The 24,499-nt window shown below is 50.5% G+C and carries 25 protein-coding genes; 9 read left to right on the top strand and 16 right to left on the bottom strand.

Annotation, left to right across the window (positions count from 1 at the left end; translation table 11 throughout):
• Window positions 1-19: 19 nt before the first annotated feature.
• Window positions 20-274: an HPr family phosphocarrier protein gene (locus tag ACFQZE_RS20210; protein ID WP_379360410.1), complete on the top strand. Its 255-nt coding sequence runs from the start codon at window positions 20-22 to the stop codon at window positions 272-274.
• Between the two features lie 45 nt (window positions 275-319).
• Here ACFQZE_RS20210 and ACFQZE_RS20205 read toward each other — a convergent pair whose 3' ends face one another.
• Window positions 320-1,702: an MATE family efflux transporter gene (locus tag ACFQZE_RS20205; protein ID WP_379360408.1), complete on the bottom strand. Its 1,383-nt coding sequence runs from the start codon at window positions 1,700-1,702 to the stop codon at window positions 320-322.
• A 63-nt stretch (window positions 1,703-1,765) separates the two neighbouring features.
• Window positions 1,766-2,602, bottom strand: a complete 837-nt coding sequence (locus ACFQZE_RS20200) for a MerR family transcriptional regulator (RefSeq protein ID WP_379360406.1) — start codon at window positions 2,600-2,602, stop codon at window positions 1,766-1,768.
• Between the two features lie 170 nt (window positions 2,603-2,772).
• Between ACFQZE_RS20200 and ACFQZE_RS20195 the strand changes: the two genes are divergently transcribed.
• Window positions 2,773-3,192, top strand: coding sequence for a hypothetical protein (locus ACFQZE_RS20195; protein WP_379360404.1), 420 nt, complete (start codon window positions 2,773-2,775; stop codon window positions 3,190-3,192).
• A gap of 35 nt (window positions 3,193-3,227) precedes the next feature.
• On the opposite strand, the gene ACFQZE_RS20190 is transcribed toward ACFQZE_RS20195, so the two are convergent.
• Complete coding sequence (locus ACFQZE_RS20190; protein WP_379360402.1) at window positions 3,228-3,929, bottom strand: lysoplasmalogenase; 702 nt, start codon at window positions 3,927-3,929, stop codon at window positions 3,228-3,230.
• A 109-nt stretch (window positions 3,930-4,038) separates the two neighbouring features.
• Window positions 4,039-4,626 carry an NAD(P)H-dependent oxidoreductase gene (locus ACFQZE_RS20185; protein WP_379360400.1) on the bottom strand — a complete coding sequence of 196 codons (588 nt, stop codon included), beginning with the start codon at window positions 4,624-4,626 and terminating at the stop codon, window positions 4,039-4,041.
• Between the two features lie 109 nt (window positions 4,627-4,735).
• On the opposite strand from ACFQZE_RS20185, the gene ACFQZE_RS20180 reads away from it, so the two are divergent.
• Entirely contained in the window at window positions 4,736-5,212 is a 477-nt protein-coding gene (locus ACFQZE_RS20180; protein WP_379360398.1) for a MarR family winged helix-turn-helix transcriptional regulator, read from the top strand.
• A gap of 120 nt (window positions 5,213-5,332) precedes the next feature.
• Here ACFQZE_RS20180 and ACFQZE_RS20175 read toward each other — a convergent pair whose 3' ends face one another.
• The 5 genes from ACFQZE_RS20175 to ACFQZE_RS20155 all read right to left on the bottom strand — a co-directional run bounded on the left by ACFQZE_RS20175 (window position 5,333) and on the right by ACFQZE_RS20155 (window position 11,561).
• Entirely contained in the window at window positions 5,333-5,596 is a 264-nt protein-coding gene (locus tag ACFQZE_RS20175) for a hypothetical protein (protein ID WP_379360395.1), read from the bottom strand.
• A gap of 99 nt (window positions 5,597-5,695) precedes the next feature.
• Complete coding sequence (locus tag ACFQZE_RS20170) at window positions 5,696-7,927, bottom strand: tetratricopeptide repeat protein (protein ID WP_379360393.1); 2,232 nt, start codon at window positions 7,925-7,927, stop codon at window positions 5,696-5,698.
• 141 nt (window positions 7,928-8,068) lie between these two features.
• Entirely contained in the window at window positions 8,069-9,364 is a 1,296-nt protein-coding gene (locus ACFQZE_RS20165; protein ID WP_379360769.1) for a D-arabinono-1,4-lactone oxidase, read from the bottom strand.
• Between the two features lie 2 nt (window positions 9,365-9,366).
• Entirely contained in the window at window positions 9,367-10,548 is a 1,182-nt protein-coding gene (locus ACFQZE_RS20160) for an amino acid deaminase/aldolase (protein ID WP_379360391.1), read from the bottom strand.
• 71 nt (window positions 10,549-10,619) lie between these two features.
• Window positions 10,620-11,561, bottom strand: coding sequence for a helix-turn-helix transcriptional regulator (locus ACFQZE_RS20155; RefSeq protein ID WP_379360389.1), 942 nt, complete (start codon window positions 11,559-11,561; stop codon window positions 10,620-10,622).
• A gap of 124 nt (window positions 11,562-11,685) precedes the next feature.
• Here ACFQZE_RS20155 and ACFQZE_RS20150 point away from each other — a divergent pair, with 124 nt between their 5' ends.
• From ACFQZE_RS20150 to ACFQZE_RS20140, 3 genes are all read left to right on the top strand, one after another.
• Window positions 11,686-12,444 carry an alpha/beta fold hydrolase gene (locus tag ACFQZE_RS20150; RefSeq protein ID WP_379360387.1) on the top strand — a complete coding sequence of 253 codons (759 nt, stop codon included), beginning with the start codon at window positions 11,686-11,688 and terminating at the stop codon, window positions 12,442-12,444.
• 120 nt (window positions 12,445-12,564) lie between these two features.
• A complete protein-coding gene (locus ACFQZE_RS20145) occupies window positions 12,565-13,155 on the top strand; it encodes a Crp/Fnr family transcriptional regulator (protein WP_379360385.1) in 591 nt (196 codons plus the stop codon).
• 51 nt (window positions 13,156-13,206) lie between these two features.
• Window positions 13,207-13,938, top strand: a complete 732-nt coding sequence (locus ACFQZE_RS20140) for an SDR family oxidoreductase (protein WP_379360383.1) — start codon at window positions 13,207-13,209, stop codon at window positions 13,936-13,938.
• A gap of 276 nt (window positions 13,939-14,214) precedes the next feature.
• On the opposite strand, the gene ACFQZE_RS20135 is transcribed toward ACFQZE_RS20140, so the two are convergent.
• From ACFQZE_RS20135 to ACFQZE_RS20120, 4 genes are all read right to left on the bottom strand, one after another.
• Window positions 14,215-15,549, bottom strand: a complete 1,335-nt coding sequence (locus ACFQZE_RS20135) for a cell wall-binding repeat-containing protein (RefSeq protein ID WP_379360381.1) — start codon at window positions 15,547-15,549, stop codon at window positions 14,215-14,217.
• Between the two features lie 179 nt (window positions 15,550-15,728).
• On the bottom strand, window positions 15,729-16,805 hold the full coding sequence (locus ACFQZE_RS20130; RefSeq protein ID WP_379360379.1) for a sensor histidine kinase: 1,077 nt from the start codon (window positions 16,803-16,805) through the stop codon (window positions 15,729-15,731).
• On the bottom strand, window positions 16,802-17,494 hold the full coding sequence (locus ACFQZE_RS20125) for a response regulator transcription factor (protein ID WP_379360377.1): 693 nt from the start codon (window positions 17,492-17,494) through the stop codon (window positions 16,802-16,804). The genes ACFQZE_RS20130 and ACFQZE_RS20125 overlap by 4 nt, the downstream gene beginning before the upstream one ends.
• Window positions 17,495-17,500: 6 nt before the next feature.
• Window positions 17,501-17,980 (bottom strand): MarR family winged helix-turn-helix transcriptional regulator, encoded by a 480-nt coding sequence (locus tag ACFQZE_RS20120; RefSeq protein WP_379360375.1) that lies wholly within the window; start codon window positions 17,978-17,980, stop codon window positions 17,501-17,503.
• A gap of 233 nt (window positions 17,981-18,213) precedes the next feature.
• Between ACFQZE_RS20120 and ACFQZE_RS20115 the strand changes: the two genes are divergently transcribed.
• Both ACFQZE_RS20115 and ACFQZE_RS20110 read left to right on the top strand, forming a co-directional pair.
• A complete protein-coding gene (locus ACFQZE_RS20115; RefSeq protein ID WP_379360373.1) occupies window positions 18,214-19,608 on the top strand; it encodes an MFS transporter in 1,395 nt (464 codons plus the stop codon).
• A 129-nt stretch (window positions 19,609-19,737) separates the two neighbouring features.
• Window positions 19,738-20,787 (top strand): LLM class flavin-dependent oxidoreductase, encoded by a 1,050-nt coding sequence (locus ACFQZE_RS20110; protein WP_379360371.1) that lies wholly within the window; start codon window positions 19,738-19,740, stop codon window positions 20,785-20,787.
• Window positions 20,788-21,728: 941 nt separating this feature from the next.
• On the opposite strand, the gene ACFQZE_RS20105 is transcribed toward ACFQZE_RS20110, so the two are convergent.
• The 3 genes from ACFQZE_RS20105 to ACFQZE_RS20095 all read right to left on the bottom strand — a co-directional run bounded on the left by ACFQZE_RS20105 (window position 21,729) and on the right by ACFQZE_RS20095 (window position 23,862).
• Window positions 21,729-22,565 carry a YitT family protein gene (locus ACFQZE_RS20105; protein ID WP_379360369.1) on the bottom strand — a complete coding sequence of 279 codons (837 nt, stop codon included), beginning with the start codon at window positions 22,563-22,565 and terminating at the stop codon, window positions 21,729-21,731.
• Between the two features lie 427 nt (window positions 22,566-22,992).
• The gene (gene greA / locus ACFQZE_RS20100) at window positions 22,993-23,475 is read right to left on the bottom strand and encodes a transcription elongation factor GreA (RefSeq protein WP_379360367.1); all 483 of its coding nucleotides are present in this window, start codon (window positions 23,473-23,475) and stop codon (window positions 22,993-22,995) included.
• Window positions 23,476-23,514: 39 nt separating this feature from the next.
• Window positions 23,515-23,862: a zinc ribbon domain-containing protein YjdM gene (locus ACFQZE_RS20095; protein ID WP_379360365.1), complete on the bottom strand. Its 348-nt coding sequence runs from the start codon at window positions 23,860-23,862 to the stop codon at window positions 23,515-23,517.
• A gap of 185 nt (window positions 23,863-24,047) precedes the next feature.
• Between ACFQZE_RS20095 and ACFQZE_RS20090 the strand changes: the two genes are divergently transcribed.
• The gene (locus ACFQZE_RS20090) at window positions 24,048-24,458 is read left to right on the top strand and encodes a DUF2752 domain-containing protein (protein WP_379360363.1); all 411 of its coding nucleotides are present in this window, start codon (window positions 24,048-24,050) and stop codon (window positions 24,456-24,458) included.
• The last annotated feature ends 41 nt before the right edge of the window (window positions 24,459-24,499 follow it).

The raw sequence follows: 24,499 nt of genomic DNA, 5'->3' as shown, positions 1-24,499 counted from the left end.
TAAGAAATGGGGGATTGTTATGGGCAGCAGCATTCGAGCCATCGTAGATATTAATATGAAGGCAAATGAGTTCTCATCCAGTATCGTTCTTGTCGTTAGCCCGGATCACTTTATCGATGCCAAGAGCATACTCGGACTAAGCATGACCCTGTATCGCGATCAAACGTACCGGCTTTACATCCACGGTCCAGACGAGGCGGAAGCCAAAGCGGCAATGCTGGATGTGTTCGCCAAGCACCATTTGAATGCTGTATTACATGGAGATTTAGAATAATGAAAAGGCCATTTCGAACATGAAGTTCGAAATGGCCTTTTTTTGTTAAATTTTACGGGCATCCAGAGAACTTGTCTCCGTCAGCTTTCTTAGCCCCGAGCCAGAGCGCCGATTGATTACGATAACCGCAAGAGCAGTCAGCATTTCAGCTGCCAATGGAACGAGCCAAATGCCTTTTACCCCAAACCACAAAGGCATAATCCACAATAGCGGAAGCACAAGCACCAGTCCCCTGCTCAAAATAATGCCAGTCGCTTTCCCCGTCTGCCTGATGGACTGATAATATTCGGCATAAACCATATTAAACCCAAGGAACAGATAATGCAGGAAAAACAAGCTGATCCCCGTAATGGTGAGCGTTAGCAAGCTTCCTTCGCCGATATCAAACAACATCACGATATACTCCCCGAAAAACAGCCCTACTCCGATACTCAAAACACCAATCAGAAGTGCCGTCACTACCGCAATTCGTAAAGCGGCCTTAAGTCTGCCGTACAGCTGCGCCCCAAAGTGGAAGCTGGCGAGCGGCTGAAGCGCGGCTCCAACGCCAAGGAACACGAGCAGCGCCATAGAATGAATGCTGTTGACGATCGCGTAAGCGGCTACTCCCGTCTCCCCCGCATAAGCCATAAACACAACGTTAAAGCCGATTGTAATAATAGCAACTGACATTTCCGTCATAAAGCTTGGAAACCCGATCATTAAAATATCTTTGACGGTACTCCATTCAAATTTGGGCATAACCCATTTCAAAATGCTTTTTTTACGGAAAAAATGAGTAAGCAAAACCAAAAACCCAATGGCCGCGGAAATAATGGTAGCGAGCGCCGAGCCTTCTACGCCCCAACCAAACTTGAAAATAAAGAAATAGTTGAAAATAATGTTGAGCACAGCCGTCGTGACGAGGCCGAGGGTCGCGAGCTTCGGATTGCCGTCGTTGCGGATAAAGATGCTCAGCACATTCTCCAGAACATAAATGACGCCAAACGTCAGCAATATTTTCAAATAGTCGGTCGTGTAAGGCACGATCTTATCGTTGGCTCCGAATAAATAAGCCATTTCCTCAAGCTTCCACAAACAGACCGACATAAGAATTCCAATGATGATGACAGCCAGTACCATCGATTGGGCAAAAACAGACCTTGCTCTATCCGGTTTATTTTCACCGAGGGCAATGGAGTACAACGTCGCTCCGCCCATACCGATCCATAATGAGATTGAAAAGATGATCGAAAACGCCGGTATGGCGATGTTGACTCCCGCAAGAGCGTCCGCCCCTACACCCCGGCTGACCATGATGCCATCGATTATAATATTAACCGACATCAGCACCATGCCGAGAACGGTCGGAATCAAATATTGAAAAAACAATTTGTTAATGCTTTTGGTTCTTAAATCTTGATGCACTTGCTGTGCTGCCGCTGACATAGCTCTAAATCTCCTTTGATTACTTCGATTTAGGCCATTGTAAACCTTCAAGTTGCTTGAAGGTCAAGAGCCCCGTTTTTGGACGGGAATTTGAATTTCGGTTATGAACTCCTCCGGGTTGCCCGTTATGGACAAATCGATCAGCCCCATTTCGACGGAATCTCCGGCAGGCTCGTAATGATTCGCTTCAATTTCTTGTAGAAGGAGCCGGTATGCTTCCGCCGTTTGGTCGTAAGGACCGTGATGGTACATGCAGGCGTATCGTCCTTCCTCGATGACCCTATTATGCTCAACCGGCTTAGACAAATCGTTGATTTGAATAAAAATGCTTTTATAGGCTCCATAATGACCGCTTAAATAAGCTTCTTTAGACACGGTAACCCCAATCGTGCCGACCAAAACGTTTGCATCATGCAGATGAAAATGGCTTTGCAGAGACTGAATATAATATTCGATCATTTCGTCGGTTGCATTAGGAACCATTGCGGCGGATCGGACAATTTTTGGCGGAAGGTCCTTAAATACCACCTGGCCTTTAGCGCTTTCCGACGCCTGCCGAATGATGCCGAGCGTATGCTCCATCTTTTGAATCATAAGGGCCATTTCTTTTTGCTTTTGCTCCATCAGCTCTTTTTGCTGAAGCAATAAATCGGCTGTATTGGCCGGGTTTCGCTCGTCGAGATAGTGCTTGATCCCTTTCAGCGGGATGCCTAAGTGCCGCAAAAATTTAATCGTGTCCAGCATCGAAAATTGATCGACGGTATAGTAACGATACTGATTTTGCGGGTCCGTGAATGCCGGATGAAAAATTCCCTTTTCGTCGTAATAACGAAGCGTGGATTCCGGGATACGATGTATTTTGGCCATTTCGCCGATCGTTAGCTTAGTATGGGTCAGCATAGGTTGCCTCTGCCTCCGTCACAACAGATTTCTGTTTAGATATTGCCTGCTCGGATTCCAGTTTATACGTTTAGGCTCAATAAAAAAACCGCCTCGTTTTGAACCGCGCCCCTAATGTTAAAGTGTGTCTAACAAGTGGGATGCAGTTCAGTTTAAGGCGGCCGATGCTGTTGGTAATATTAGTTTCGCCAAAAACCATTAAAGCGCTCATGGGGCACGATTCGGAGCATTTAGTTGTGCCAAAAACCACTAACGTGCTCATGGGGCACTTTTCAGAGCATTTAGTTGTGCCAAAAACCAATAAAGCGCTCATGGGGAACTTTTCGGAGCATTTAGTTGTGCTAAAAACCACTAAAGTGCTCATGGGGCACCTTTCGGAGCATTTAGTTGTGTCAAAAACCACTAAATCGCTCATGGAGCACTTTTCGGCGCATTTAGTTGTGCCAAAAACCACTAAATCGCTCATGGGGCACCTTTCGGAGCATTTAGTTGTGCCAAAAACCACTAACGCACTCATGGAGCACGATTCGGAGCATTTAGTTGTGCCAAAAACCACTAAAGTGCTCATGGGCACCTTTCGGAGCATTTAGTTGTGCCAAAAACCACTAAATCGCCAAAGAGCGCATTACTGCCCCACTCCAAACCCTCTCCCCGATGACTTTGCAGTCGGAAAGAATTTTTCGGAAATGCTCCCCGCTATAAAGAGCTGAGCGGCAAAATACGTCGACATAATCAAAATGCCCGATGCCGGAACGTCACTCACAAACTTATTCCATGCCAAAATGGAATCCGACGCGACAAACAATATAGCGCCGATTGCGGCATAACGGTTCCCGCTTAGCACGGCGGTCCAGCACATGATAGCAATCGCTAATATGTAAACCAGCACCGGAATCCACAAGCCGCTTTCCCCGCCTTCGGCATGAAGGCTGTCGTAAAACTTGGACCCCAGCACAAAGGAATAAACCCCTATCGGCAAAACAGATATCCAGCCCGCCATAGTACCGCGCAGCCTAGTCGCCATAGCCGCAATGTAAAAGAGATGGCCGATCAAAAAAGCACCCAGCCCAAACGTAAACCACTGCTCATCCGGCAGCAGCAAAAAGGCGTCTCCCGCAATGCTGAACAACAGCCCTGTCACAATAAGCCCCTTATAAGCCCCCGGCCTCTTGGATTCTGCAGGCGCCGATTGCACGGCGAGCGTTATAATAAGCACCATCGGCAACAGCTTGAACACCCAATGGAGCGGCTCGCTGTCCACCGATAATGTAGCCAAATGGATCAGGCCCGTCGCAATGATTAATCCAATCCCTATTTTTCTGTTCATGATGAATGTCCCCCTTGTCATCCGCACATACGGCGGGCGTCCCGTCATTGTCTATTACCCAGTATACACAACGGGAAGGGGCATTTGCAGTCCTCTTTCAAAAGCTTTTTTAATGGGCCACCGTTTTGAAATAGCGGTACACTCTATCCAGCTTTTGCTCATGTTTGCCCTTTGGACTTTCCATATTGCCGAACTCAAAAAACTTAACCTTTTTGATCCCCACATACGAAAATAAAGCCTTTTTCATCAGCACCTTATGCGCATTGTTTAGCCAAAGCAGCGGGTACAGCGTCGGCCCTTGCATCGTTGATATGCAGACGACCGACTTCCCTTTAAGCAGTCCCTCCGGCAGCAGACCGCCGGTGTCGCGGTATGCAAAGCCCGACGCAAACATTCGGTCGATGTAACCAAACAGCATAGCGGGCGGCCGACCCCACCAAATGGGGTATACGAATACGATTTTATCCGCCCATAACAATTGTTCTCTATATTTTTTCAGGCTGGGATCAGTAGCCATATCTCTTCTTCGTTTTTCCTGATTAAACACAAGCGACGGGTCGAAGCCTTCTTCGTACAAATCGAGAACCTGCGTTTCTGAAATATGCGGGTTCTCGCCGCTGCCCTGCAACACTCGCTCCAAAAACGCATAATTCAAACTCTGGTGATTGGGATGGGTGTAAATAATCAACGTTTTCATAGAGCACCTCTTTACTTATCATTTGATAACAAAATCGTAGCATACGGACAATTAGTTGTCAAATGATAAGTATAAAACGCAATTGTAACTAGATTGCGATTTTGGGATAATGAGTTTATCGCACAGTTTTGCTTCTGAAAGAATAGAGGTGACGTCCATTAACGGGGAAAATACGATTTTCAGCAAATTTGTCTTTTTTCTAACGGGTTTCCATCAAACCGTGCAAGACATGACCAAAGATGTTCGGCCCGAGTCCATCACCCCTGCCCAATATAGCATTTTGGAATATTTAATGGTCAGCCAGCCGGCTACCTTAAGCGCCATTAGCGAATGCGCGCATATGTCCATGCCCAATACTAGCCGGGAAATTCGCAAGCTTAGTGAAAAGGGGCTCTGCTGCAAGGAAGACAGTACGGATGATCGGCGCAAACAATTAATCCGTCTCACCGCAAGCGGCCAGATGCTCATGGAGGAGGCTTTCCGCCGCGTTGAGGAGCGCTTTATGGAGCGGCTCCGGGATGCGTCGCCGGAAGAGCTCGCAGAGCTTGAGCATGCGCTTGAAACCATTAAAAAAAGAGTGTTTTAGCCCTATGCGTCAGCCAAAACAACAAAACGGCCTTACTCCTCCAAAACAGAGGGTGAAGGCCGTTTTTTGCTCTCGCAAACGGCTGCTAATAGAGCCGCTTCCTGCATCTTTTTTTCCCGCTTAAATCTCTTTCACGTAATGCGGCTTGCTGTAATGACTCACGCCGCCCGAACCGACGAGCACTTTGCCGCCTTTGTTAAACGTAATGAGCCTGCTCTCGCCGTTCGTTAACAAAATGTTGATTTGGGCGCGGTTTGCCGTTGCGGTGTATACCACATACCCCGTCTTGCTAATGCTTGTCCTCCAGTGACTGTCAAACTCCGACCGCGCAACCCGATTGGAATAAACCTGATTCTCCAAACGTCCCAAATCCGATTTGCTCATATGCTGCACCACCCCTTCAAAAATGGTCAACCTCATCACCATCTTATTCCGGCGGCATTGCTTTCGCTTGGACAGGTCCCCCTATAAGCTCCACCCGCTCTAACGGACAAGCTTCATAAAGCTTTCCAGATCGTCGCCCTTCACCTGAACATCCGGTTTCAATTTGGTCCCAGCAATATTGGTTTGTTTTACATTCCAATAGAAGTTCACGACCAGCATCAACAATTTAGCTTCCTTATCTTCGAAAACCGCTTGTCCGATTCCTTTGCCAAACGTATCTCTTCCGACAAGGGTCGTATTCGGCAAATACGTTTTGAGTCCCAGCGCCAGCAGCTCCGCCGCACTAGCCGAATTTTCGTCCACAAGCACATAAATGCAGTCAAATTTCAATTGCGAAGCGTCGGAATAATAACCCTCCGTTTCGCCGTCCCTATAAATAACAGTACTTGTCACATAGTCCGGCAGCAGAACGTCCAATATTCCGTTAGCGCTGACCGTCTGCCCTCCTGTATTGCCTCGCAAATCGAGGACGAGCTTTTTCCGCTCCGTATTTTTCACGGCATCCAACGCTTCGATAAACCGGTCATCCGTCTTTTCGTTGAACGATTCGATACGGACATATACCATTTCCTTGTCCACCTTGGAGACGAAGCCGTCTACATCGGAAGACAAACGTTCGTAGTCGTCCCCATATAGGACAAAGGTGAATTCATCATCCTTCTTTTTTGCAGCCTCCACCGCTTTGGCTATATCCGCCGGACCGGCTCCAGCCTTTTTTAACGGGGCAAAGGCAGTATCCCATTCCTCGGAAGTTTCCAGATACAAATAATGGTCCCGGAAAAACTGCTCCGCCCTTACGCCAAGCGGCTTCTTCTTCTCCTTCAGCTTCTGTTCCACCAGCATGGCCATCGCGTCTTCCCCCGAAATATCGAGAGCGATGCCCGCATATTCCGCAGCCTTTTCGTCGTCTCCCAGCATCAGATAGCTGTACGCCATATGAGAATAAGAGCTGTAATCCTGCGGATTCTCGTCTAGCGCATGTCCAAACGATTCGACCGCTCCCTTATAGTCGCCCTGTTCCATACGGCAGACGCCCCCATACCACTCCATCTCAGAGGTGACCGCCGGCCATTCCTCCACGGTATGGCTATAATCGACGCAGCCCAAAAGCCGATTGCCGTAATATAGCGCCCTTAGCTTGGCGGCGGCATATTCGGTGCTCTGAGGTACCGCCTTAAGCGCAAGGTCGTAGTAGCTCACAGCTTCCGCATAGTAGGTTCCATTTGCATAAATTTCTCCCATGGCCGCGTGCAGCTCTACGCTGGATTCACTTTCCTTCACCGCTTTTTTGTACACTTCGTAGGCGCTGTTAAAGTTTTTTTTCGCCGCATACCCATTCATTAGCGCAATCGCGATAAAAGGCTGCTTAGGATGCAGTTCCAGCTTGGTTTGAAAATAGGATATCGCCTGATCGTAGCGGCCGTTTTCGAGAAACAGCCTCACTAGCTGCTCCTGTACTTCCGGATTGTCCGGGAAACGCTCGGCCGCTTGACGGTAAAAGGCTTCCGTCTTGCCATAGTCTTCTGTATATTGAAGCACAATAGACTTTAGCTTGTAGGGAGCATAGTTGTCTGGTGAAGCCGCTACCCTCTCTCCGGCAAAATCAAGCGCTTTGTCTTCCTCCTTCATAGCGATGAGCGAATAAACCTTCATTTCGGCCGCATCCTCATCCGATACGTCAAGTGAAAGCACCTTTTCGAAATCGTCCAAAGCTTCCTTATACTTTTCCAGCTCGTAATGGACCATGCCTCTGCCGTAATATGCGTTTGAACCGCTTCCGTCCAAAGCAATCGCCTCGTCGTACCAAGTCAGCGCCTCTGTGTGCCGGTCGAGGCCATACAGCGCATTTCCTCGGTTAACGTACTCCACATAATCGTTCGGCAACAGCAGCATGGACTTTTCAATCCAAAACAAGCTTTCTTCGTATCGGCCAAGCTCGTTGTATGCCCAGCTCAAGTTGTTGAAGGGCGAGTCCATCAGCTCCGAGGAATTGGCTTCCTCCTCCAGCGTCTCAATACCGGGATGCAGCTCATAAATCGATTCGACGGCTTGCTTAAGCGGAGCAATCGCTTCTTCGAACTTGCCTTGCTCCATCAAATCGTAGCCGGATTGATTAAATTGTTTAATTTGCTTTCTTATCCCTGTCGAGTCGTCGGCCACTCCTTCATCGAACCCGTCTGCAAATTGTTGAACGCAGCCGCTAAGCGCAAGCAGGGCGGCGACAAGGCCGATGATGCTGAATGCTTGAAATTTTAAACCTCTATTAATCAACTCTTTACCCTCTCTCTTATCCTGCGATACCGTCTCTCTATCTCTTATCCCCTCCTCAATTTTTTCGACGAAAATTTCCTTTCCCCTTCCTTATGAACCTATAATTATTTATTTTGTTATTTACTTCCATGTAAAACTTATTTACTGAAACAATTTTTCAACGTAAGGATTGACCAGGATACGATCCGGATCGGCCTCATCACGCACCCGCAAAAACTCATCCCACATCGGATAAAGCTCCTTTAGCCGCGCTCCGGTCAAATGATGCATTTTGCCCCAATGGGGCCTCCCGCCAAACCGGACAAACAGCTCTTCCATCTCTTCAAAATAAGCCTGATGCGGCATGCCTTTGTACATGTGAATAGCAATATAAGCGGAATCGCGGCCGTATGAGGGACTGAGCCAAATATCGTCGCCTTGCGCATAGCGGCACTCCACCGGAAAATGAACATGATAGTTTCGCCGCGCCATCAGCTCCCGCATTTCTTCAATGACGGGTACCATCGATTCCGCCGGTACGTTGTATTCCATCTCGTTAAACCGGACAAGGCGCTGCGTGGCAAACAGCCTGTGGCTGTAATCAACCTTGCGCATAGCCGGAACTTGCGATGCCGACAAGCGGCTAATCGCCGGGCTTGTTTTGGGAAAGGTCCGGCATATGCCAGACAGCAGACCAAACGCCGTATTTTCTAAAAGGACGTCCGCCACATAATCCTTCATTTTGCTGCCGCTGGCCGGTTTATCCGTTTCATTCATCAGCTTGATCTGGCAAGGCTCCGCATACGGAAACCAAAAGAACTCAAAGTGACGGTTCCCTTCGGCCAAAGCCGGGGCCTCCTGCAAACATTGCCGCAGCGGTATTTTTCGGCTTTCATATTCAAGACGGTATGCGCGGCGCAGCCTCAGCGTCACCTGTACCATAACGCCGAGCGAGCCTAATGAAACTTGCAGCGCTTTAAACCAATCCGGTCGCGACTCCGGCGTGCACTCAACGATCTCGCCCTGCCCGGTCACAATTGTAACGGCCGTCAGCTGCGTCGAAATATTTCCGAGGCGCAGGCCCGTCCCATGGGTGCCCGTGCTGATCGCTCCCGCTATCGACTGCACATCGATATCGCCTAAATTATGCTGCGCCAGCCCATAGCCGAACAGCTCTTCGCCAAGCCGCTTCAGCTTCGTTCCCGCCCAGACGGTCGCCGTACCTTCCTCCACATTCACGTTCACTATACCTTGGAGCAAATCGAGCGAAAGCAGAACATCATCCGTTGCCGCAAGCGGCGTAAAAGAATGTCCCGAACCTACGACGCGCAGCCGCCTTCCTTCCCGCTTGCATAAGCGAATCGCGTCCGCGACTTCCTGAATGGAAGAAGGGGTAAGCATCTCTTGCGGCTTGGCTGTCACCGACCCCGACCAATTGGACCAGCCTGTATGCTTCATTTTCACAGAAAGCACTCTCCCATTCCCCGATAAGTAAAATACGTTCCTGTCATAGAGCCTTGTGACACGGTATATAGAATAGGAAAGCGCTCGCATAACTCTCCGGCCTTGGCATGCCTGAAAAAGACGGGATCGCCCTGGACCAGCTTCACGTCGTCCTTGCAGCGCAGCGGAGTTTGCACCTCGCCCGCTCCCTCTAACGGAAACAACGATAAGCCTTCCGGCAAATAAGGCGTTGGAAGCCGGTCGCTCCCTGCGGAACCGGACGCGCTATAGCCGCCTCCAAGACAAGTGACGATATCCGCTCTCGGCTGCCTCACCACTTCAACCGCAAACCCGGCGGCAGGCTGGTAGCGGAACGAGGAGTAATGATCGAACAAGGCCAAGCCGGAGCCGGCTGTCACCTCTGTCACCCAAGGCTCCTTGCTGGAGCTGTCCAAGCTGCCTGTCCCTCCAGCGTTGACGAACCGCAGCTCCACTCCCATTTCCCGAAGGCCTTGTACAGCCTCCCTCCTTCGTCTGGCCGATTCCTGCACAGCCCTTTTTTTCAAAAGGCGAATGAACCCGCTCCGCAGCCCTTGTCCAGGCACCCGATCCGCCACCCCCGCCACCTGCGCTTCGTACCCCATCAAGCCGTCCAGCCGCAGCCACTTGTTCCCGGCAATCCCTTCGGCTACGGGCTTCAAATTCAGCCACGATGACAGCGGCGAGCGCCAAACCCCGAATCTCAGGCCGGGATATGAAACGGAAAGATCAAGGTCCAAACAAATCGGGACGACGGTCCCCTTCTCCCGCCCCATGTTTGCCAGCCGCTCCGCCTGCTCCAGGCTATCTACCATAAACGTTATGGTTTGACCTTCGGCTACTCGCTCCAGCAAACGACCGACGGCGGCTGGCTGGCCTTGAGGATAACCAAGCAGCAGATCGTCAAATCCTTGCGCCGCCAAAAAATCGGCTTCCTCCGCCGTGAAGCACATAAGCCCCTTATAGACGGGACTTACAGTCAGCAGCCTGCGAAGCACCTCCACGGACCGGATCGACTTGGTCGCAATTCGAATCCGCTTCCCTCCGGCTACCGCCGCCATATCCACGGCGTTCTGATCCAGCATATCCAAATCCAAAAATGCAAACGGCATAGGTATTCCGGCAAACAGCCTCTTATATTCGTCGTAAGTCCTCCGCATGGCTTCGGCGCCCCTTCAATTCTTGTTGTTACCAAACTTATTCGAAGTTCTGGATTCATTTTCCTTCTGCTTTAGCCATATTGAGCCGCCATAATCTTTAATTTGTTTTGGATATAAAAGACTGCTTCTTCTGGTGCTTCTACTTTGGCCTCGGCCCCTACCGCCCATATCGCATCGCTATAAAAAGAAATTTGCTCCATCGCAATCGGAATTGCTGCCACCCCGCTGCCATCGCTCCCCCGCTCGATAAAAGGAGCAAATCTATCGCTCGATTCCAACAGCCAAACTCCTTTCCGGGTAAGAGAGACCCTGAACTCTGTCCGCTCCTCACCGTCCCGCTCCGGCTTATTGTGTATGGTCAGCTTCCCTATCTCCTCTTTGAAAGGGATGTCGGGCTGAAGCACCGCCGATACGATGCGATCCCCGCGAAATTGTCTAACCTCCCCCTTCGTCATGCAATAGGCGGGGCAATACCAGTAGCCGGAGCTGGCATAAAGGCCGATTGGCTGAATGTCGCGAACCGATTCTCCTCCGCTCGAACGATATCGGATCGTGACCGTGCATTTCTCCAGCGCGCCTTGCAGAAGGGTTTGCAGCACACCGGCAGACATCGGCCGGTAAGGGCTCCAAATCATAACCTTTTCTTTCATCGCTTCAATTTTATCTTTCATATCCTCGGGCAAATAATGAAAAAACTTGTGCAGGGCGGAGCCCGCCCCTTCCTCGAACGGAAGCGAGCCTAAATATTGCAGCGAATGGCAGGCAAAAAACATCGCCACCGCTTCGCCTTCCGTAAAGCTGATCGGCGGCAGAAGCCTTTCTTTCAGCAGCCTGTACCCGCCTCCCCTGCCTTGAATGGAATAGACGGGAATGCCAAGCTCGCTAAGCTCCAGCAGATCGCGTGTGATCGTGCGGGTCGACAATCCAAATTCATCGGCCAGCTCCCTTACCGTAAACGACCTTCGAGCGTTGATCATCATAATCATTTGAATGAGTCGCTGCGATTTTTGCATGTGCTGGTTACCCCATCTCCATTTTTTCTCATCATAGCATATAAATAAGACATGATTTGTCTTGTTTTAGGTTTAAGATGAGGACATCAAACCAACACCAAACCTTATCGGAGGCTGATTGAATATGAAATCTATGAATCGGGAAGAGCAAGCAACTAAACAAACAGGATTTGTTTTTATCCATGGGGCGGGATTAAACGGCGGCATTTGGAGTGAGGTAATACGAGGGCTGGACGCCCCTTGTCTGGCGGTTGAATTTCCTCGGGCAAGTGCAAACGTCCGTTCAAAGAAGCGCAATGAAGCGGGCATCGCCGACTATATCTCCAGCATCAAGCGTCAAATCGAAGATTGGGGCGTACAAAGGTTTGTTCTGGTCGCACACTCTATTGGCGGCGTGCTGGCACTGAAACTAGCGGAAGAGTTTAAAGGCCGCGTAGCAGGCCTTGTTGCTGTAGGGGCAGCCATTCCGGAAAATGGCGGTTCCTTCTTATCTTCGCTTCCTTTCCCGCAGCGGGCCATTTACTCCGTCATTCTGCGATTGGTCGGCACCAAGCCGCCGGAAGCGGCATTGCGGTCTGGGCTGTGCAACGATTTGACTGACAAGCAGGCCGATGTCATTGCGAGCGGATTCCAGCCGGAATCGCGTCTGCTCTATACGGAGAAAACAGGCGCCGCAATCCCTCATATCCCGAAACTCTATATAAAGCTTACAAACGATAAGGAATTCACTCTTGTTATGCAGGACCGTATGATTGCGAGGCTGTCCGCCCAGCGCGTCGTGGAGCTGAATACGGGGCATCTCCCGATGATCGGCGATCCAACTGGCGTCAGAAACGCCATTTTAAGCATTCTGCCTGCTGCAAAAGCTGCCATTGCCAACTAAAGGTAGTTAGCCAAGCGGCTGCGCTCTCTTTTCCAACAATCAAGCTGCTCTGGCATAGACATCCACTGGTGACGCGACTCATAATGGTAAAAAGAGGATTGAGCCGGAGGAGTGACTTTCATGGATGAGCAGCTATGGACAAAACTGTACTCGATCATACCCGCAGCCGTTTGCGTGCCGCTTGAGGAATGGACTGGGCTGGGCCGTCTGGCCTCCCGAAGGAGCATCGCAAAGGGACAGCTGTGGGTAAGGTCGGGCGACCCCGTCGATTCCATCGGCTTATGCTCAAAAGGGTTGTTCCGCCTCTACTACACAACGCCAGACGGCAGCGAGTTTAACAAAAGCTTTTGCTCACAGCATGACTTTGTCGCCCCATACAGCGCGCTGCTTCAAGGAACGGCGGCTTGCCTGTCGATTCAGGCCTTGATGGACAGCGAGATTTTAGCCATCCGTTATGCCGATTTTGTGTCGCTGTACGACCGCCATCCCGGCTGGAACCGCTTTGGACGCCTCATCGCAGAACAATTGTTTCTCAAAAAAGAATTGCGGGAACGAGAATTGCTATTTTTGTCCGCTGAGGAGCGTTATCGGCTTTTCCAGGAGCAGTTCGGCAAAGCCGCATCGAACATTCCTCAGTACCACATTGCTTCGTACCTTGGCATTACGCCTGTCGCACTCAGCCGAATTCGGCGGCGCCTTAACCTAGGTTAAGGAATCGTTTCCCCTTCCGGTTTATAGTAAAACCAGAGAGGGGCGATTGTTATGAAGGCCAAAGGCCATACTGTGCTCATTACTGGAGGAGCGTCCGGCATTGGGCTTGCATTATCCGAAAAGTTTCTGGCGGAAGGAAACCGTGTCATTGCAGTTGGGCAAAACGAAAATAAACTGAAGCAGCTCAAAAATCGTTTCACCGGAGTATCTGTTTATACTTGCAATTTGGGGGACGACACCGCTGTCAACAAGCTAGTGCAAACGCTGTTCGATCACCATCCTGAGCTGAACATTTTAATCAACAATGCAGGCATTCAGCACAACTACTCCTTTATGAACGGCGTCGAACCGCATCTTATTGATAATGAGATTCGCATCAACTTTACAGCGCCTGTCCTGCTGACCTCGAAGCTCCTTCCTTTGCTGTCGCGTCAAGAGCAAGCCGCAATTGTCAACGTCTCGTCCGGCCTCGGGCTAGTCCCGAAAAAATCGGCCCCCGTCTACTGCGGGACAAAAGCCGCTCTGCACATTTACTCGAAAGCGCTGCGCGACCAACTGCAAGGAACGCAGATTCGCGTCTTTGAGATCATTCCGCCCGTGGTCGATACGGACATGACGCGAGGCCGAGGCCGGGGGAAAATTACGCCGGAACAGCTTGCAGATGAGTTTTTCCGCTGCTTTCTCCGAAATCGCGAAGAAGCGGCTATCGGCAAAGTAAAGCTGCTAAAGATGATTAACCGCCTGTTCCCGTCTTTTGCGGAAGCCATTCTTCGGAATTCTTAACCCTCGGCTTAAATATACTAAGGAGCATCCTTTTCAAACTAAATATGGGTCATGGAGCAAAGTAGGTACTGGACAAATACCACTTACGCAGCTGCTCAAAAGTCAAAGGACCTCCAATCACGCTTTGAGTGCGTGGATGAGGTCCTTTTTTGTACTTCCCGTCAGGCTGCTGTCGGAAAGCGGCACCAGAAACTGCTAGCTAATAGCTGCAACACTAGTCACTCCGACCCTTTAGTTGTGCCAGAAACCACTAGTGGCTGTCCAAAAGAATACTAATCAGTGATGCGCCATGCCCGAATCTGTTTGTTCTGGTTGCGTTTCCGGCTGGGTCTCTGCCCCGGCCGACCCTTCCGTAGTGGCACCGCCAGTGTTGCCGCCAGCGCTAGCATCAGTGCCGCCGGAGGAGCCCGACCCGGCCGATGTGCCGCCATGCGCACCATGCCCGGCGCCGGATGCCGACGCAATCTCCAGCATGGCGTCGATCTCGCCCTGTGCCCCTTCGGAAAGCTGGCTCTCCGTGCCCGTCAGCCACGCATGGTTGTAAGGCCCTTCAACGGGCGAATCCTTATATTTTGGCTGAATCGACATAACGTAGGACATGACCGAATCCGGCATTGCCCCTTCATCCGTCCAAAGGAGCGGAGCATGCTTGCCCAAATGGGAAAATGGCGCTGCCGCCAAAGCCAGATCCGGCGACTTCAGCGATACAAATGAGAAGTTGTGCCCCGGTGTCGTGATGCCCCACCCAAAGCCGGTTTCCGGGTCCTTAAACTTGGCAAAAGCGATGGCGTTGTCATAAGGGTTATCCCCTGCGATTCGAACGACCCGACCGTATTGTCCGAGCTGCTCAGCTACTTTAGCCGATACAGCGGCTTCCGGACCTAAAATATAAACGGTAGCTTTGCCTCCCCGCTTCTTCAAAGCGTCAGCCGTTTCTTGAGGAATCTCGTTTTCCTTCACATATAACAGCGGCTCCGGCATATGAGAAATCCAGTTGACTGCCGGCATGGTGTATTCCTTGCTTTCCATTGATCCTACGATGACGGACATCTGAAGATCATTCGTCAACTCCGAATAATACGAATCGATTGCTCCCGCAAAAGCAGCCGGGTTTGCCGCCTGTATTCGGTCCGCTTTGTACCCGAGCCCTTTAATCTCAGCCTCCACTTTTTCGCTTATATCGCCTGCCAGCAGCACTTGAACGCCTTCGTTGCTCTCTACGCCTTTTGGACGCAGCCTTTTCAGCTCGTCCAGCGTAGCGTCCGGCACCCCGTCCTTGCCCACGAACAAAAGAGGACCGTCATTCGGATGATGGATCATATTGGCGCTCACAAGCGCGGTCTGCCACTGCTCGGGGTCGGCCAAAATAACGCCGCCAGGGCGGTTGCTATCCGTCGTAGCCATCCATAACGTGCGCGAGACAAGTGCGGCGGCTTCCACCGGTTCGCTTGCATTGATTCGGGTCGTATTTTTAGAAGCGATCCACGGGGCGGACTGAGTTCCCGCTATTCCTCCGTCCTTGGTAGATGAATCATTATTGGAGCTGAGACATCCCGTAAGCGTCAACATGACAGCGGCCGAAACCAGACCAACTTTCATTGCTTTTTTCATCGACTACTCCTCCTAAAATAAAAAAAGATCTTCTATGTGCGAACAACTGTACAACTGCTGCATCTCTACCCTGCCCGCCGTTTCAGACGGTGGATAGATAATGTCAGTGTAACCCGCACTTTTGAAGATCTTATGAAGAAGCCGTTATTGCGCGAACAAAGCTGCATTAGGCACAAAAGTTAAAGCTTCCCCGGAAATCGAATATAAAAAGCGGTTCCGCCGCTCCCGCTGTCCGCCCGAATCGTGCCGCCATGCGCCGTGACGAGCTGCTTGACGATTGTAAGTCCAAGACCGCTGCCGCCCGTCTCGCGATTGCGCGATTTTTCCGCCCGATAGAACCGTTCAAAAATGTTTGGCAAATCTTCAGCCGGAATGCCGGCGCCGGAATCTCTCACCGTGAGGAGGACATATCGGCCCTCTTCCCTCGCTTCAATCCAAACGTCTCCTCCTGAAGGAGTAAATTTCAAAGCGTTGCTAAGCAAATTGACCAAAATTTGCATCATCCGATGTTGATCCATCTCCAGCCGAACACCGGGCTGCAGCCGGAGCCGCAGTTCCACCCTTTTCTCACGGAACGCCGACGATACCAACTCCTCCGCCCTCTGTACCACATCCTCCAGAAGACCGTTCCGAAGGTCAAGCTGAAAGCCGGGCGATTCCACGTAAGTCAAATCCTCCAGCTCCGCCACCAAATCCGTCAGCCTTTCTATTTCCTCATAGCAAGTATGGATACGCTCCGGCGTTGGGTCCCAAACTCCGTCCTCCAGCGCCCTCATGTGACTTTTCAGTGTTGCAAGCGGCGTCCGCAGCTCATGCGCGATGTCCTCGGTCATCGCTACTCTCAGCTTTTCCTGCCGTTGAAGCTGCTCGGCCAGCTTATTGAGCGACGCTCCGAGCTGCGCCAGCTCGTCGTCTCCCTTCGCTTCCGCTCTCGCGTCCCAATCCCCGTCCTTCATCCTCTCCGCCACTCTTTTGACGTCCAGCAGCGGTCTTGAAATCCGTTTCGCTACATAATAGCCGACAATGACGGCAAGTGTAATGGAGCCGAAGCAGGTCCACAAAATCGTCTGAATCATCGCCTGTTCCAAATGAAACGTCAGCGACTGGTGGTCGTTGCTCCTATCGGAGGTCTGTTCTTCGTACATCGAAATGTGGTAGTGGGTTTCCAAAATAATGCTGACTGTCGCAATAAGCACAATGCCGGCAGCGACTGCAATAATGACAAAGGCAAGGCGGAGTGGCAGCCGCTCCTTCATAGCTCTCCCCCCGCAAACCGATAGCCCGTCCCGTATACGGTCGTAATATAGCGCGGCGCCTTCGGATCGGCTTCGATTTTGGAACGAATATTTTTGACATGCTGATCGATTGTGCGGCTATCGCCTTCAAAATCGTAGCCGAGCACCTTCTCGACCAGTTCCTCCCTCGTAAAATGACGCTGCGGATACTTGGCAAGCGCCAGCAGCAGCTTGTATTCGTTTGGAGTCAGATTCGCCGGTCGGCCGCCGGAGTAAACGTCATGCTTCAATGAATCGATGACCAGATGCCCCTCGTTAAAGGTCAACCGATCGGCAAGCAGACTTGCATCGTCGCTCCTCCGCAAAATAGCGCGCACCCGCGCGACCACCTCACGCGGATCGAACGGCTTGGTCAAATAATCATCGGCTCCAAGGGACAGCCCTTTGATCCGGTTGTTTTCCGACACTTTGGCCGTCAGCATTAGAATGGGAACGGAATGAATACGGCGGATGGCTTCGCATACCCTCTCTCCTTCCATATCCGGCAGCATTAAATCCAAAATGACCAAATCGACGGCCTCGGTCTCCACAAGATGAAGCGCATCTAGTCCCGTCCCTGCTTCGACACATTGGAACCCCGCTTGCTTCAAATAGGAAACGATCACGTCTCGAATTTTAGGCTCATCATCTACAACGGCTATTGTTTTCATCCAGGCCTACTCCGGTTCATCCGCGCAGGAGCCGGACGCCTCTTTATTTTCTGCCAATAAAAGCAGCAAGCCGGTGAGCGTTTTTTGCTGCTCTTTGGACAAGCCCGCCAGCATGTTCTCCGAAACGCCGGACTGGAAAGCAAGCACTCCGCTCAAATGTTTTTCAGCCAGCTCCGTCAGCTCAATGAGCGTTGCCCGCTTGTCTGTCGGGTCCTGCGTCCGAACGAGCAGCCCGTCCTGCTCCAGCGCATCCACAAAATCGGTTACGGTGCGCGCTTTGATGCCCAGTTTGGCCGCCAGCTCGCTCATCCGGATTTGCTTCGCATCCGACACGGCGGAAAGCACCCGCAGACGCGGTGCAGAGATCGGGAACGGAAGCTGAAGAGAAGAGAGCTGCGCCTCAAATTCCCGTTGAATAAAATGGGTCGTCCTCACCAGCACACGAAGAACATCTATCGCTTCCAAACGATCCCCCGGTTCGTTCATGCTATCTCTCCTCACTTAACTATACTTTCATGTAATCGTTTTTTTGTTTACTCCATTGTACACAGTCGCCTCGATTCCCGGCAAATAAACGCAAGCCCTCTTTTCGAAAAATAGTGGGGCATACTGGGAAAGTTAATTGTACAGGCTTTGACAATTTCAGAAACAAATTGTATCCTTCAAGATATAGAGAGGTTCCTCAGTAATTTTATTATACATGATTAGGAGGCGCAGCAATGAGTACACCCGCTTCACAAAACAGCCAAAAGCTGCTGATTGTCCTTGCCATTACTTTAATTTTCTCCGTCATGAACGGAACGATGTTTAACGTCGTTCTTCCCGAAATCGGGAAGGAGTTTCAGCTTGTCCCCTCGGAAGTGAGCTGGATCATGACCAGTTACATGGTTGTATATGCGATAGGCTCGGTCTTTTTCGGAAAGCTAGCGGACAAATACAAATTAAAGGATCTGCTCACGTACGGCCTTCTTGTGTTCGCTTTAGGTTCCGCTATTGGTCTATGGTCAGCTGAATATTGGATGGTGATTTTGGGCCGGGTCCTTCAAGCGGCCGGAGCTTCCGTGCTGCCAGCGACCGCCATGATTATTCCAATCCGTTACTTCCCGCCTGAGAGACGGGGACGCGCACTCGGCACCTCTGCTATCGGCCTTGCTTTGGGCGGCGCTTTAGGTCCGGTCGTTGCCGGAGCGGTGACCTCCTTCGGCAGCTGGAGGCTGCTGTTCCTTATTTCATTGCTTCCTTTGCTGACACTGCCCTTTTTCCGCCGCTATTTGGACGATTCCAAAGGACAAGCCGGCAAAATCGATTATATTGGCGGAGCGCTGCTCGCTTCGGTCGTTGCCCTGCTGCTGCTCGGCATTACTCTGACCCGGCCGCTGCTGTTTGCCATCGGCGCGGTTCTATTGGTTCTGTTTATCGTCCGAATACGAAAAGCTGCCCATCCGTTTATCGATCCTGCCTTGTTTAGCAATAGAGGCTTTACCATTGGCCTCCTGATCGCATTTGCGACAACAGCTATGAATTTCGGCACCATGTATATGACACCGCAATTTTTGAACCAATTAAACGGACTTTCTCCGGGGAGCATCGGCTTTGTATTGTTCCCGGCGGCCATTGCTGCCGCCTTGCTCGGTAGAAGCGGCGGCAAGCTGGCCGATCTGAAGGGCAACTTTTCTCTCGTTCGCATCGCCTCGGCGCTTATGCTTCTAGCTTTTGCCCTGCTCTCCACCTTTGCAGGCGTTCAGCCTATGGTCATAGCGCTCCTTCTTGTCCTCGCCAGCGTGGGACAAACGTTTATGTCGGTAGCCATGTCGAATACGATTTCGCGGACGCTAACGAAAGAACAGACGGGAGTGGGCATGGGGATGTTCTCCATGACAAACTTTATTGCAGGCGCGGTTTCCATGGGTTTAATCGGCAAGCTGCTTGACCAAGGAGAATCCGCTTTTCATCTGAACCCGTTTGTAACCAACCCATCCGTATATATGTACAGCAACATCTTTTTTGTACTCGCCATTCTCATTGCCGCCTCCGCCGCCATTTATTGGCTTCAATTTGGAGATACGGCCGGATCTGCCGCCAAGTCGGGCGATCGAAAACCGCAAAAAGCCTAATTTATACCCCTTAACGAAAGCAGAATCGCTAAATCGGTTCTGCTTTCGTTTCATTCAATAACTTACTAAAGTTGATTTACATTAAAAAGTATAGTAAAATAAATAAAACAACCAGGGGGTGCCAACTATATGGAAATTGGAATCAGCACGTTTTTTGAAGCTTCGCCAAAGTCCTCCGTAGGCAAAGCTGTCAGCCATGCGGAACGCATTCGCAATGGAATAGAAGAAATTGTCCTTGCCGATCAAGTCGGCCTTGATGTTTATGGAATAGGCGAGCATCACAGAGAGGATTATGCAGCCAGCGCCCCGGCCGTTCTGCTTGCAGCAGCTGCGGCCAGAACGGAGCGCATTCGGTTGACCAGCGCCGTGACCGTGCTTTCGTCGGACGATCCCGTTCGGGTCTATCAGGCTTTTTCGACTGTGGATGCGATATCGAATGGCCGGGCAGAAATTATGGCCGGGCGCGGGTCATTCATTGAGTCTTTCCCGTTATTTGGGCAAAGCCTTGACCATTACGACGAACTGTTTGAACAAAACTTGGAGCTGCTGCTTGCGGTAAGGGAATCGGAAAATGTGACTTGGCGCGGAGGTCATCGTCCAGCCATTAACAATCGGGGCGTCTACCCTCGTTCCGTTCAAGCCCCGCTTCCGGTTTGGATAGCGACGGGCGGCAGCCCGGAATCGGCGGTCCGCGCCGGTATGATGGGCTTGCCCGTCGTCTTCGCCATTATCGGAGGCATGCCGGAAAGGTTCGCACCGCTCGTTAACTTGTATAGACAAGCTGCGGTCAAAGCCGGGCACGACCTGAGCAAGCTGCAAATCGGCACTCATTCGCACGGTTTTGTAGCGGACACAACGCAAGCGGCAGCGGATACCTTTTTCCCGTACACTCAAGCTCAGATGAATAAAATCGGAATGGAACGCGGCTGGCCGCATTACGACCGCGAAGCGTTCGACTCCGCCCGCAACCTGCGCGGCGCGCTGTATGTCGGAGATCCCGAATTTGTCGCCGAAAAAATTTTACTGCTGCATCAAAACTTAGGCATTACCCGCTTCTTCCACCATATCGACGTCGGCTCTATGCCGCATCGCGAGGTGCTGCGCTCCATCGAGCTGCTCGGCACAAAGGTAGCGCCAATTGTGCGCAAAGAGCTGGCAAAAAGGGAAGGCAACGCTTAAATTTTAAGCCAACGTGCAAAAAAAAAAGCATGACCCATAGGAGTCTCGCTTGCTTGATGAGATCGCTCGTTTGATTTTAAAAAACAAGGAATGGCGTTGGTTGGGGAGATTCATGACTTGACCTTCGCTATTCCTCTTTTTTGTTCTATAGTTGTCTTCTTGAACAGATTGTTGGCGAGCGAAGGCCACCCCATTGTCCGGAAGATCGGCTACGGCTGACCTCTAGTGGTTTCTCACACAACTAAATGCCCAAAACCAGACCTCGGCTCACCTCTAGTGGTTTCTCAAACAACTAAATGCCCAAATCCGGGCCTCGACTCACCTCTAGTGGTTTCTCACACAACTAAATGCCCAAATCCGGGCCTCGCCTCACCTCTAGTGGTTTCTCAAACAACTAAATCGCCAAAAGGAAGCTCGGCTATCCTCTAGTGGTTTCTCACACAACTAAATGCCCAAATCCGGGCCTCGGCTGACCTCTAGTGGTTTCTCACACAACTAAATGCCCAAAACCAGACCTCGGCTGACCTGTAGTGGTTTCTCACACAACTAAATGCCCAAAACCAGACCTCGACTCACCTCTAGTGGTTTCTCACACAACTAAATGCCCAAATCCGGGCCTCGCCTCACCTCTAGTGGTTTCTCAAACAACTAAATCGCCAAAAGGAAGCTCGGCCCGTTGTTCTCCAGCAGTTCGACGGCCAACTGCGGTCGCTCCTCAGTCACAATTGTGCGTTCTCCTCCCGAAAAAGCATGCCCAAAACAGGGAAAGACGAATGAGTCAGTCCCTCTTTCCCACACTTAAAGCCAAAAAGCCTTCAAATCCACTGCCGCTACAGTGGGTTTGAAGGCTTCTTCATAACAGGGGAGGCACAAAAATCAAAAAATGATTTGTGCCTCCCCTTTTGCCAACTACCTATTATACGCTGGCCAGATGAGCCATCTTATTTGGAAATATCGACAAATCCTTCGCCGAATACGTTTCTTACGTCGTGGATCGTAATAAAGGCGTTTTTGTCCACCGCTTTAACGATCTTTTTCAGTGTGCTGACCTCAGGCTTCGTAATAACGATGTACAAAATATCCTTCGGCGTATTTGTGTAATTGCCTTTGCCGTGGAAAATTGTAACGCCGCGATCCATTTCCCGGTTGACCCGCTCGGCAATGACGGCTTGTTCGTTCGATACGATCATTACCGCTTTTTGCGAGTTAAGGCCTTCGATAATGAAGTCCATCACTTTAGTGCCGACATAGAGCATAATGATCGTAAACAGCATACCCTGAATTTTGATAATAAAATAAGACGAGAAAACAACAATCAAATCAAAGAACAGCAGCGCGTAGCTAATGTTCCAATCCAAATATTTGTTCATAATTCTGGCCAAAATCGTCGTTCCCGCCGTCGTGCCGCCAACCCGAATAATAAGGCCGAGACCTACGCCCGTCAGCACCCCGCCGAAAATGGTGTTAATCATCAAATCGTCTGTAGCAATCGTCCAGTTCTCCGTAAGGATAAGGAACAAGGAATTGAACAATACCGCAATAATGGTGTATATCGTCGTTGTTCGATCCAAAAACCTATATCCGACTATGAGCAGGAAAGCATTAATAATCAAATTGACGAGGCCAGGCGACCATTCGAACAAATAATAAAGAATGATCGTGACGCCCGTGACGCCGCCTTCCCCCAAGTCGTTTGGAATGACGAATACATTAATGGCCACCGCAAACACAAAGGCGCCAAACATAATCGTCAAAATATCGATAATCCTCTTTTTCATCGTCATTTTTCCCGTATCCTTCCCGATTACGAAATCCATAACAAAAAAACGAACACCACAAGGCCTTCGCTTGATTACTATAAAGTCGTTCATCATGCGTACTCGTTAACCAAGCCGATTATAGCAGAAGCGCTCACAGCTGGGCAATGGATCGTATTAAAGCAACACCGCGCCATAATCCGCACTTTAGACCGGGAGCCGAATCGCGACTATATAGGTAATCAATGCCACCACTAGCTTGCCTCCACAGCTCCATTCCAATACCCCGGAACAAGCTTATACCGGCAACATTCTTTACAACGACACCCAGCCCTAATCCGCTTGAAAAACACCCTCCCCGTAAAACAAAAAAAAGGCGCCGCCGCCCCTGGTTCACGGGTACGACAACGCCTTTTATTCAAATCTGGCCACGACTTTACAATTTCATTTAGAGAGCAGCTTTGATCTCAAGCAACTCGTATTGGATTACGCCTGCCGGTGCGCTCACATGAATTTTGTCGCCGACCTTTTTGCCCATTAGCTCTTTGCCAAGCGGGCTTTCATACGAAATTTTATCGTTTGCCACATCGGCTTCAGCCGGGCCCACAATTTGGTATTCGATTTTTTCACTAAACTCAACATCGTTCAAAACAACAACATTGCCTACGCCTACTTGACTGAGGCTTATGCTGCTTGCATCGACGACGCGGGCGATTTTCAACATCCGCTCCAATTGCAAAATACGGGTTTCCATAAAAGCTTGATCGTCTTTGGCGGAATGATATTCACTGTTCTCCTTCAAGTCCCCGTAGCTGATGGCCACTTTCAGCCGCTCCGACAGCTCCTTGCGCTTGACCGTTTTCAGTTCATCCAGCTCGGCCTCAATTTTCGCCAGTCCATCCGGCGTCAAAATCAATTCTTCATTCGACACTTGCTTCCACTCCATTTCTTATCTTCGCTCAATTGTAACTTACTTATCGATCTTTTTCACAAACTCCGATTTCAATTGCATAGCTCCAAATCCGTCGATCTTGCAGTCGATATCGTGATCTCCTTCAATCAACCGGATATTTTTCACTTTGGTGCCGATTTTAATAACGGAGGAGCTGCCTTTCACTTTCAAATCTTTAATGACGCTCACCGTATCTCCATCGCTAAGCGCGTTGCCGTTGGCATCCTTTATGACTTTCTGGTCATCAGCCTGCGATCCGCTCGGCTCCATCCCCCACTCATGCGCGCATTCCGGGCATACGTAGAGGTTCCCGTCTTCATATGTATATTCTGAATTGCACTTCGGGCAATTGGGCAAAGTCGACATCGTTCCAGCTCCATTCTTTTTTATAAGTATAGCGGAAAGTTTCCTTGAATCCAATCCACGGCATTATGAACCTTTCCTGCATCCTTTTTTCTTTTATCGGAATGGATATCATCATATACTACTTTATAGAATCAGAAAGCGAGCTGTGACCTACGAACGATTAAATGGTGAGGAGGGTGGATACTATGATAGCCATCCGTGCCAAAATGAAAGAACAGATCAACAAGCACCCCACCATAGCTTGGGTCTCTATAGCAGCTGTTGGAGGGCTGTTGTATATAAAAGTGTGGCTGCCGCTTACCGGCGTCGGGGTCCCTTGCGCGATCCGCGAGCTAACGGGCTTTTACTGCCCCGGCTGCGGGATTACAAGAGCCGCCCAGTCGCTGCTCGAAGGAGAGCTTTATCAGGGGCTTCGTTACAATGCTCTATGGTTAGTTCTCCTTCCCCTGTATGTTCTCTATGTGCTCGCCCGCAAAAAACAGCTGCATAAAACAAGCAAAGCCGTTTTTTCCATCATGATCGCTCTTGCCGTATTGTACGGTATCATGCGCAATATGCCCGGTTACGCGTGGCTTGCCCCCGTTGCCATCGGATAAGCGCGAGGCCAGCGGCCTGATTACGGTATCTCGGCTGTTAG

The sequence above is a fragment of the Paenibacillus sp. GCM10027627 genome (assembly GCF_042675505.1).
Classification (GTDB): domain Bacteria; phylum Bacillota; class Bacilli; order Paenibacillales; family Paenibacillaceae; genus Pristimantibacillus.
Note: the sequence above shows the minus strand (reverse complement) of the source record. Positions and strands in the feature narration are given on the sequence as shown.

Excerpts from the sequence above, each read along its gene's own strand:
- ACFQZE_RS20210 (WP_379360410.1), top strand. The coding sequence starts at position 20 with ATGGGCAGCAGCATTCGAGCCATCGTAGATATTAATATGAAGGCAAAT.
- ACFQZE_RS20150 (WP_379360387.1), top strand. The coding sequence starts at position 11,686 with ATGAAATCTATGAATCGGGAAGAGCAAGCAACTAAACAAACAGGATTT.
- ACFQZE_RS20155 (WP_379360389.1), bottom strand. The coding sequence starts at position 11,561 with ATGCAAAAATCGCAGCGACTCATTCAAATGATTATGATGATCAACGCT.
- ACFQZE_RS20140 (WP_379360383.1), top strand. The coding sequence starts at position 13,207 with ATGAAGGCCAAAGGCCATACTGTGCTCATTACTGGAGGAGCGTCCGGC.
- ACFQZE_RS20190 (WP_379360402.1), bottom strand. The coding sequence starts at position 3,929 with ATGAACAGAAAAATAGGGATTGGATTAATCATTGCGACGGGCCTGATC.
- ACFQZE_RS20115 (WP_379360373.1), top strand. The coding sequence starts at position 18,214 with ATGAGTACACCCGCTTCACAAAACAGCCAAAAGCTGCTGATTGTCCTT.
- ACFQZE_RS20165 (WP_379360769.1), bottom strand. The coding sequence starts at position 9,364 with ATGAAGCATACAGGCTGGTCCAATTGGTCGGGGTCGGTGACAGCCAAG.
- ACFQZE_RS20135 (WP_379360381.1), bottom strand. The coding sequence starts at position 15,549 with ATGAAAAAAGCAATGAAAGTTGGTCTGGTTTCGGCCGCTGTCATGTTG.
- ACFQZE_RS20095 (WP_379360365.1), bottom strand. The coding sequence starts at position 23,862 with ATGTCGACTTTGCCCAATTGCCCGAAGTGCAATTCAGAATATACATAT.
- ACFQZE_RS20185 (WP_379360400.1), bottom strand. The coding sequence starts at position 4,626 with ATGAAAACGTTGATTATTTACACCCATCCCAATCACCAGAGTTTGAAT.
- ACFQZE_RS20200 (WP_379360406.1), bottom strand. The coding sequence starts at position 2,602 with ATGCTGACCCATACTAAGCTAACGATCGGCGAAATGGCCAAAATACAT.
- ACFQZE_RS20160 (WP_379360391.1), bottom strand. The coding sequence starts at position 10,548 with ATGCGGAGGACTTACGACGAATATAAGAGGCTGTTTGCCGGAATACCT.
- ACFQZE_RS20110 (WP_379360371.1), top strand. The coding sequence starts at position 19,738 with ATGGAAATTGGAATCAGCACGTTTTTTGAAGCTTCGCCAAAGTCCTCC.
- ACFQZE_RS20180 (WP_379360398.1), top strand. The coding sequence starts at position 4,736 with ATGAGTTTATCGCACAGTTTTGCTTCTGAAAGAATAGAGGTGACGTCC.
- ACFQZE_RS20120 (WP_379360375.1), bottom strand. The coding sequence starts at position 17,980 with ATGAACGAACCGGGGGATCGTTTGGAAGCGATAGATGTTCTTCGTGTG.
- ACFQZE_RS20130 (WP_379360379.1), bottom strand. The coding sequence starts at position 16,805 with ATGAAGGAGCGGCTGCCACTCCGCCTTGCCTTTGTCATTATTGCAGTC.
- ACFQZE_RS20090 (WP_379360363.1), top strand. The coding sequence starts at position 24,048 with ATGATAGCCATCCGTGCCAAAATGAAAGAACAGATCAACAAGCACCCC.
- ACFQZE_RS20105 (WP_379360369.1), bottom strand. The coding sequence starts at position 22,565 with ATGAAAAAGAGGATTATCGATATTTTGACGATTATGTTTGGCGCCTTT.
- ACFQZE_RS20205 (WP_379360408.1), bottom strand. The coding sequence starts at position 1,702 with ATGTCAGCGGCAGCACAGCAAGTGCATCAAGATTTAAGAACCAAAAGC.
- ACFQZE_RS20175 (WP_379360395.1), bottom strand. The coding sequence starts at position 5,596 with ATGAGCAAATCGGATTTGGGACGTTTGGAGAATCAGGTTTATTCCAAT.
- ACFQZE_RS20125 (WP_379360377.1), bottom strand. The coding sequence starts at position 17,494 with ATGAAAACAATAGCCGTTGTAGATGATGAGCCTAAAATTCGAGACGTG.
- ACFQZE_RS20145 (WP_379360385.1), top strand. The coding sequence starts at position 12,565 with ATGGATGAGCAGCTATGGACAAAACTGTACTCGATCATACCCGCAGCC.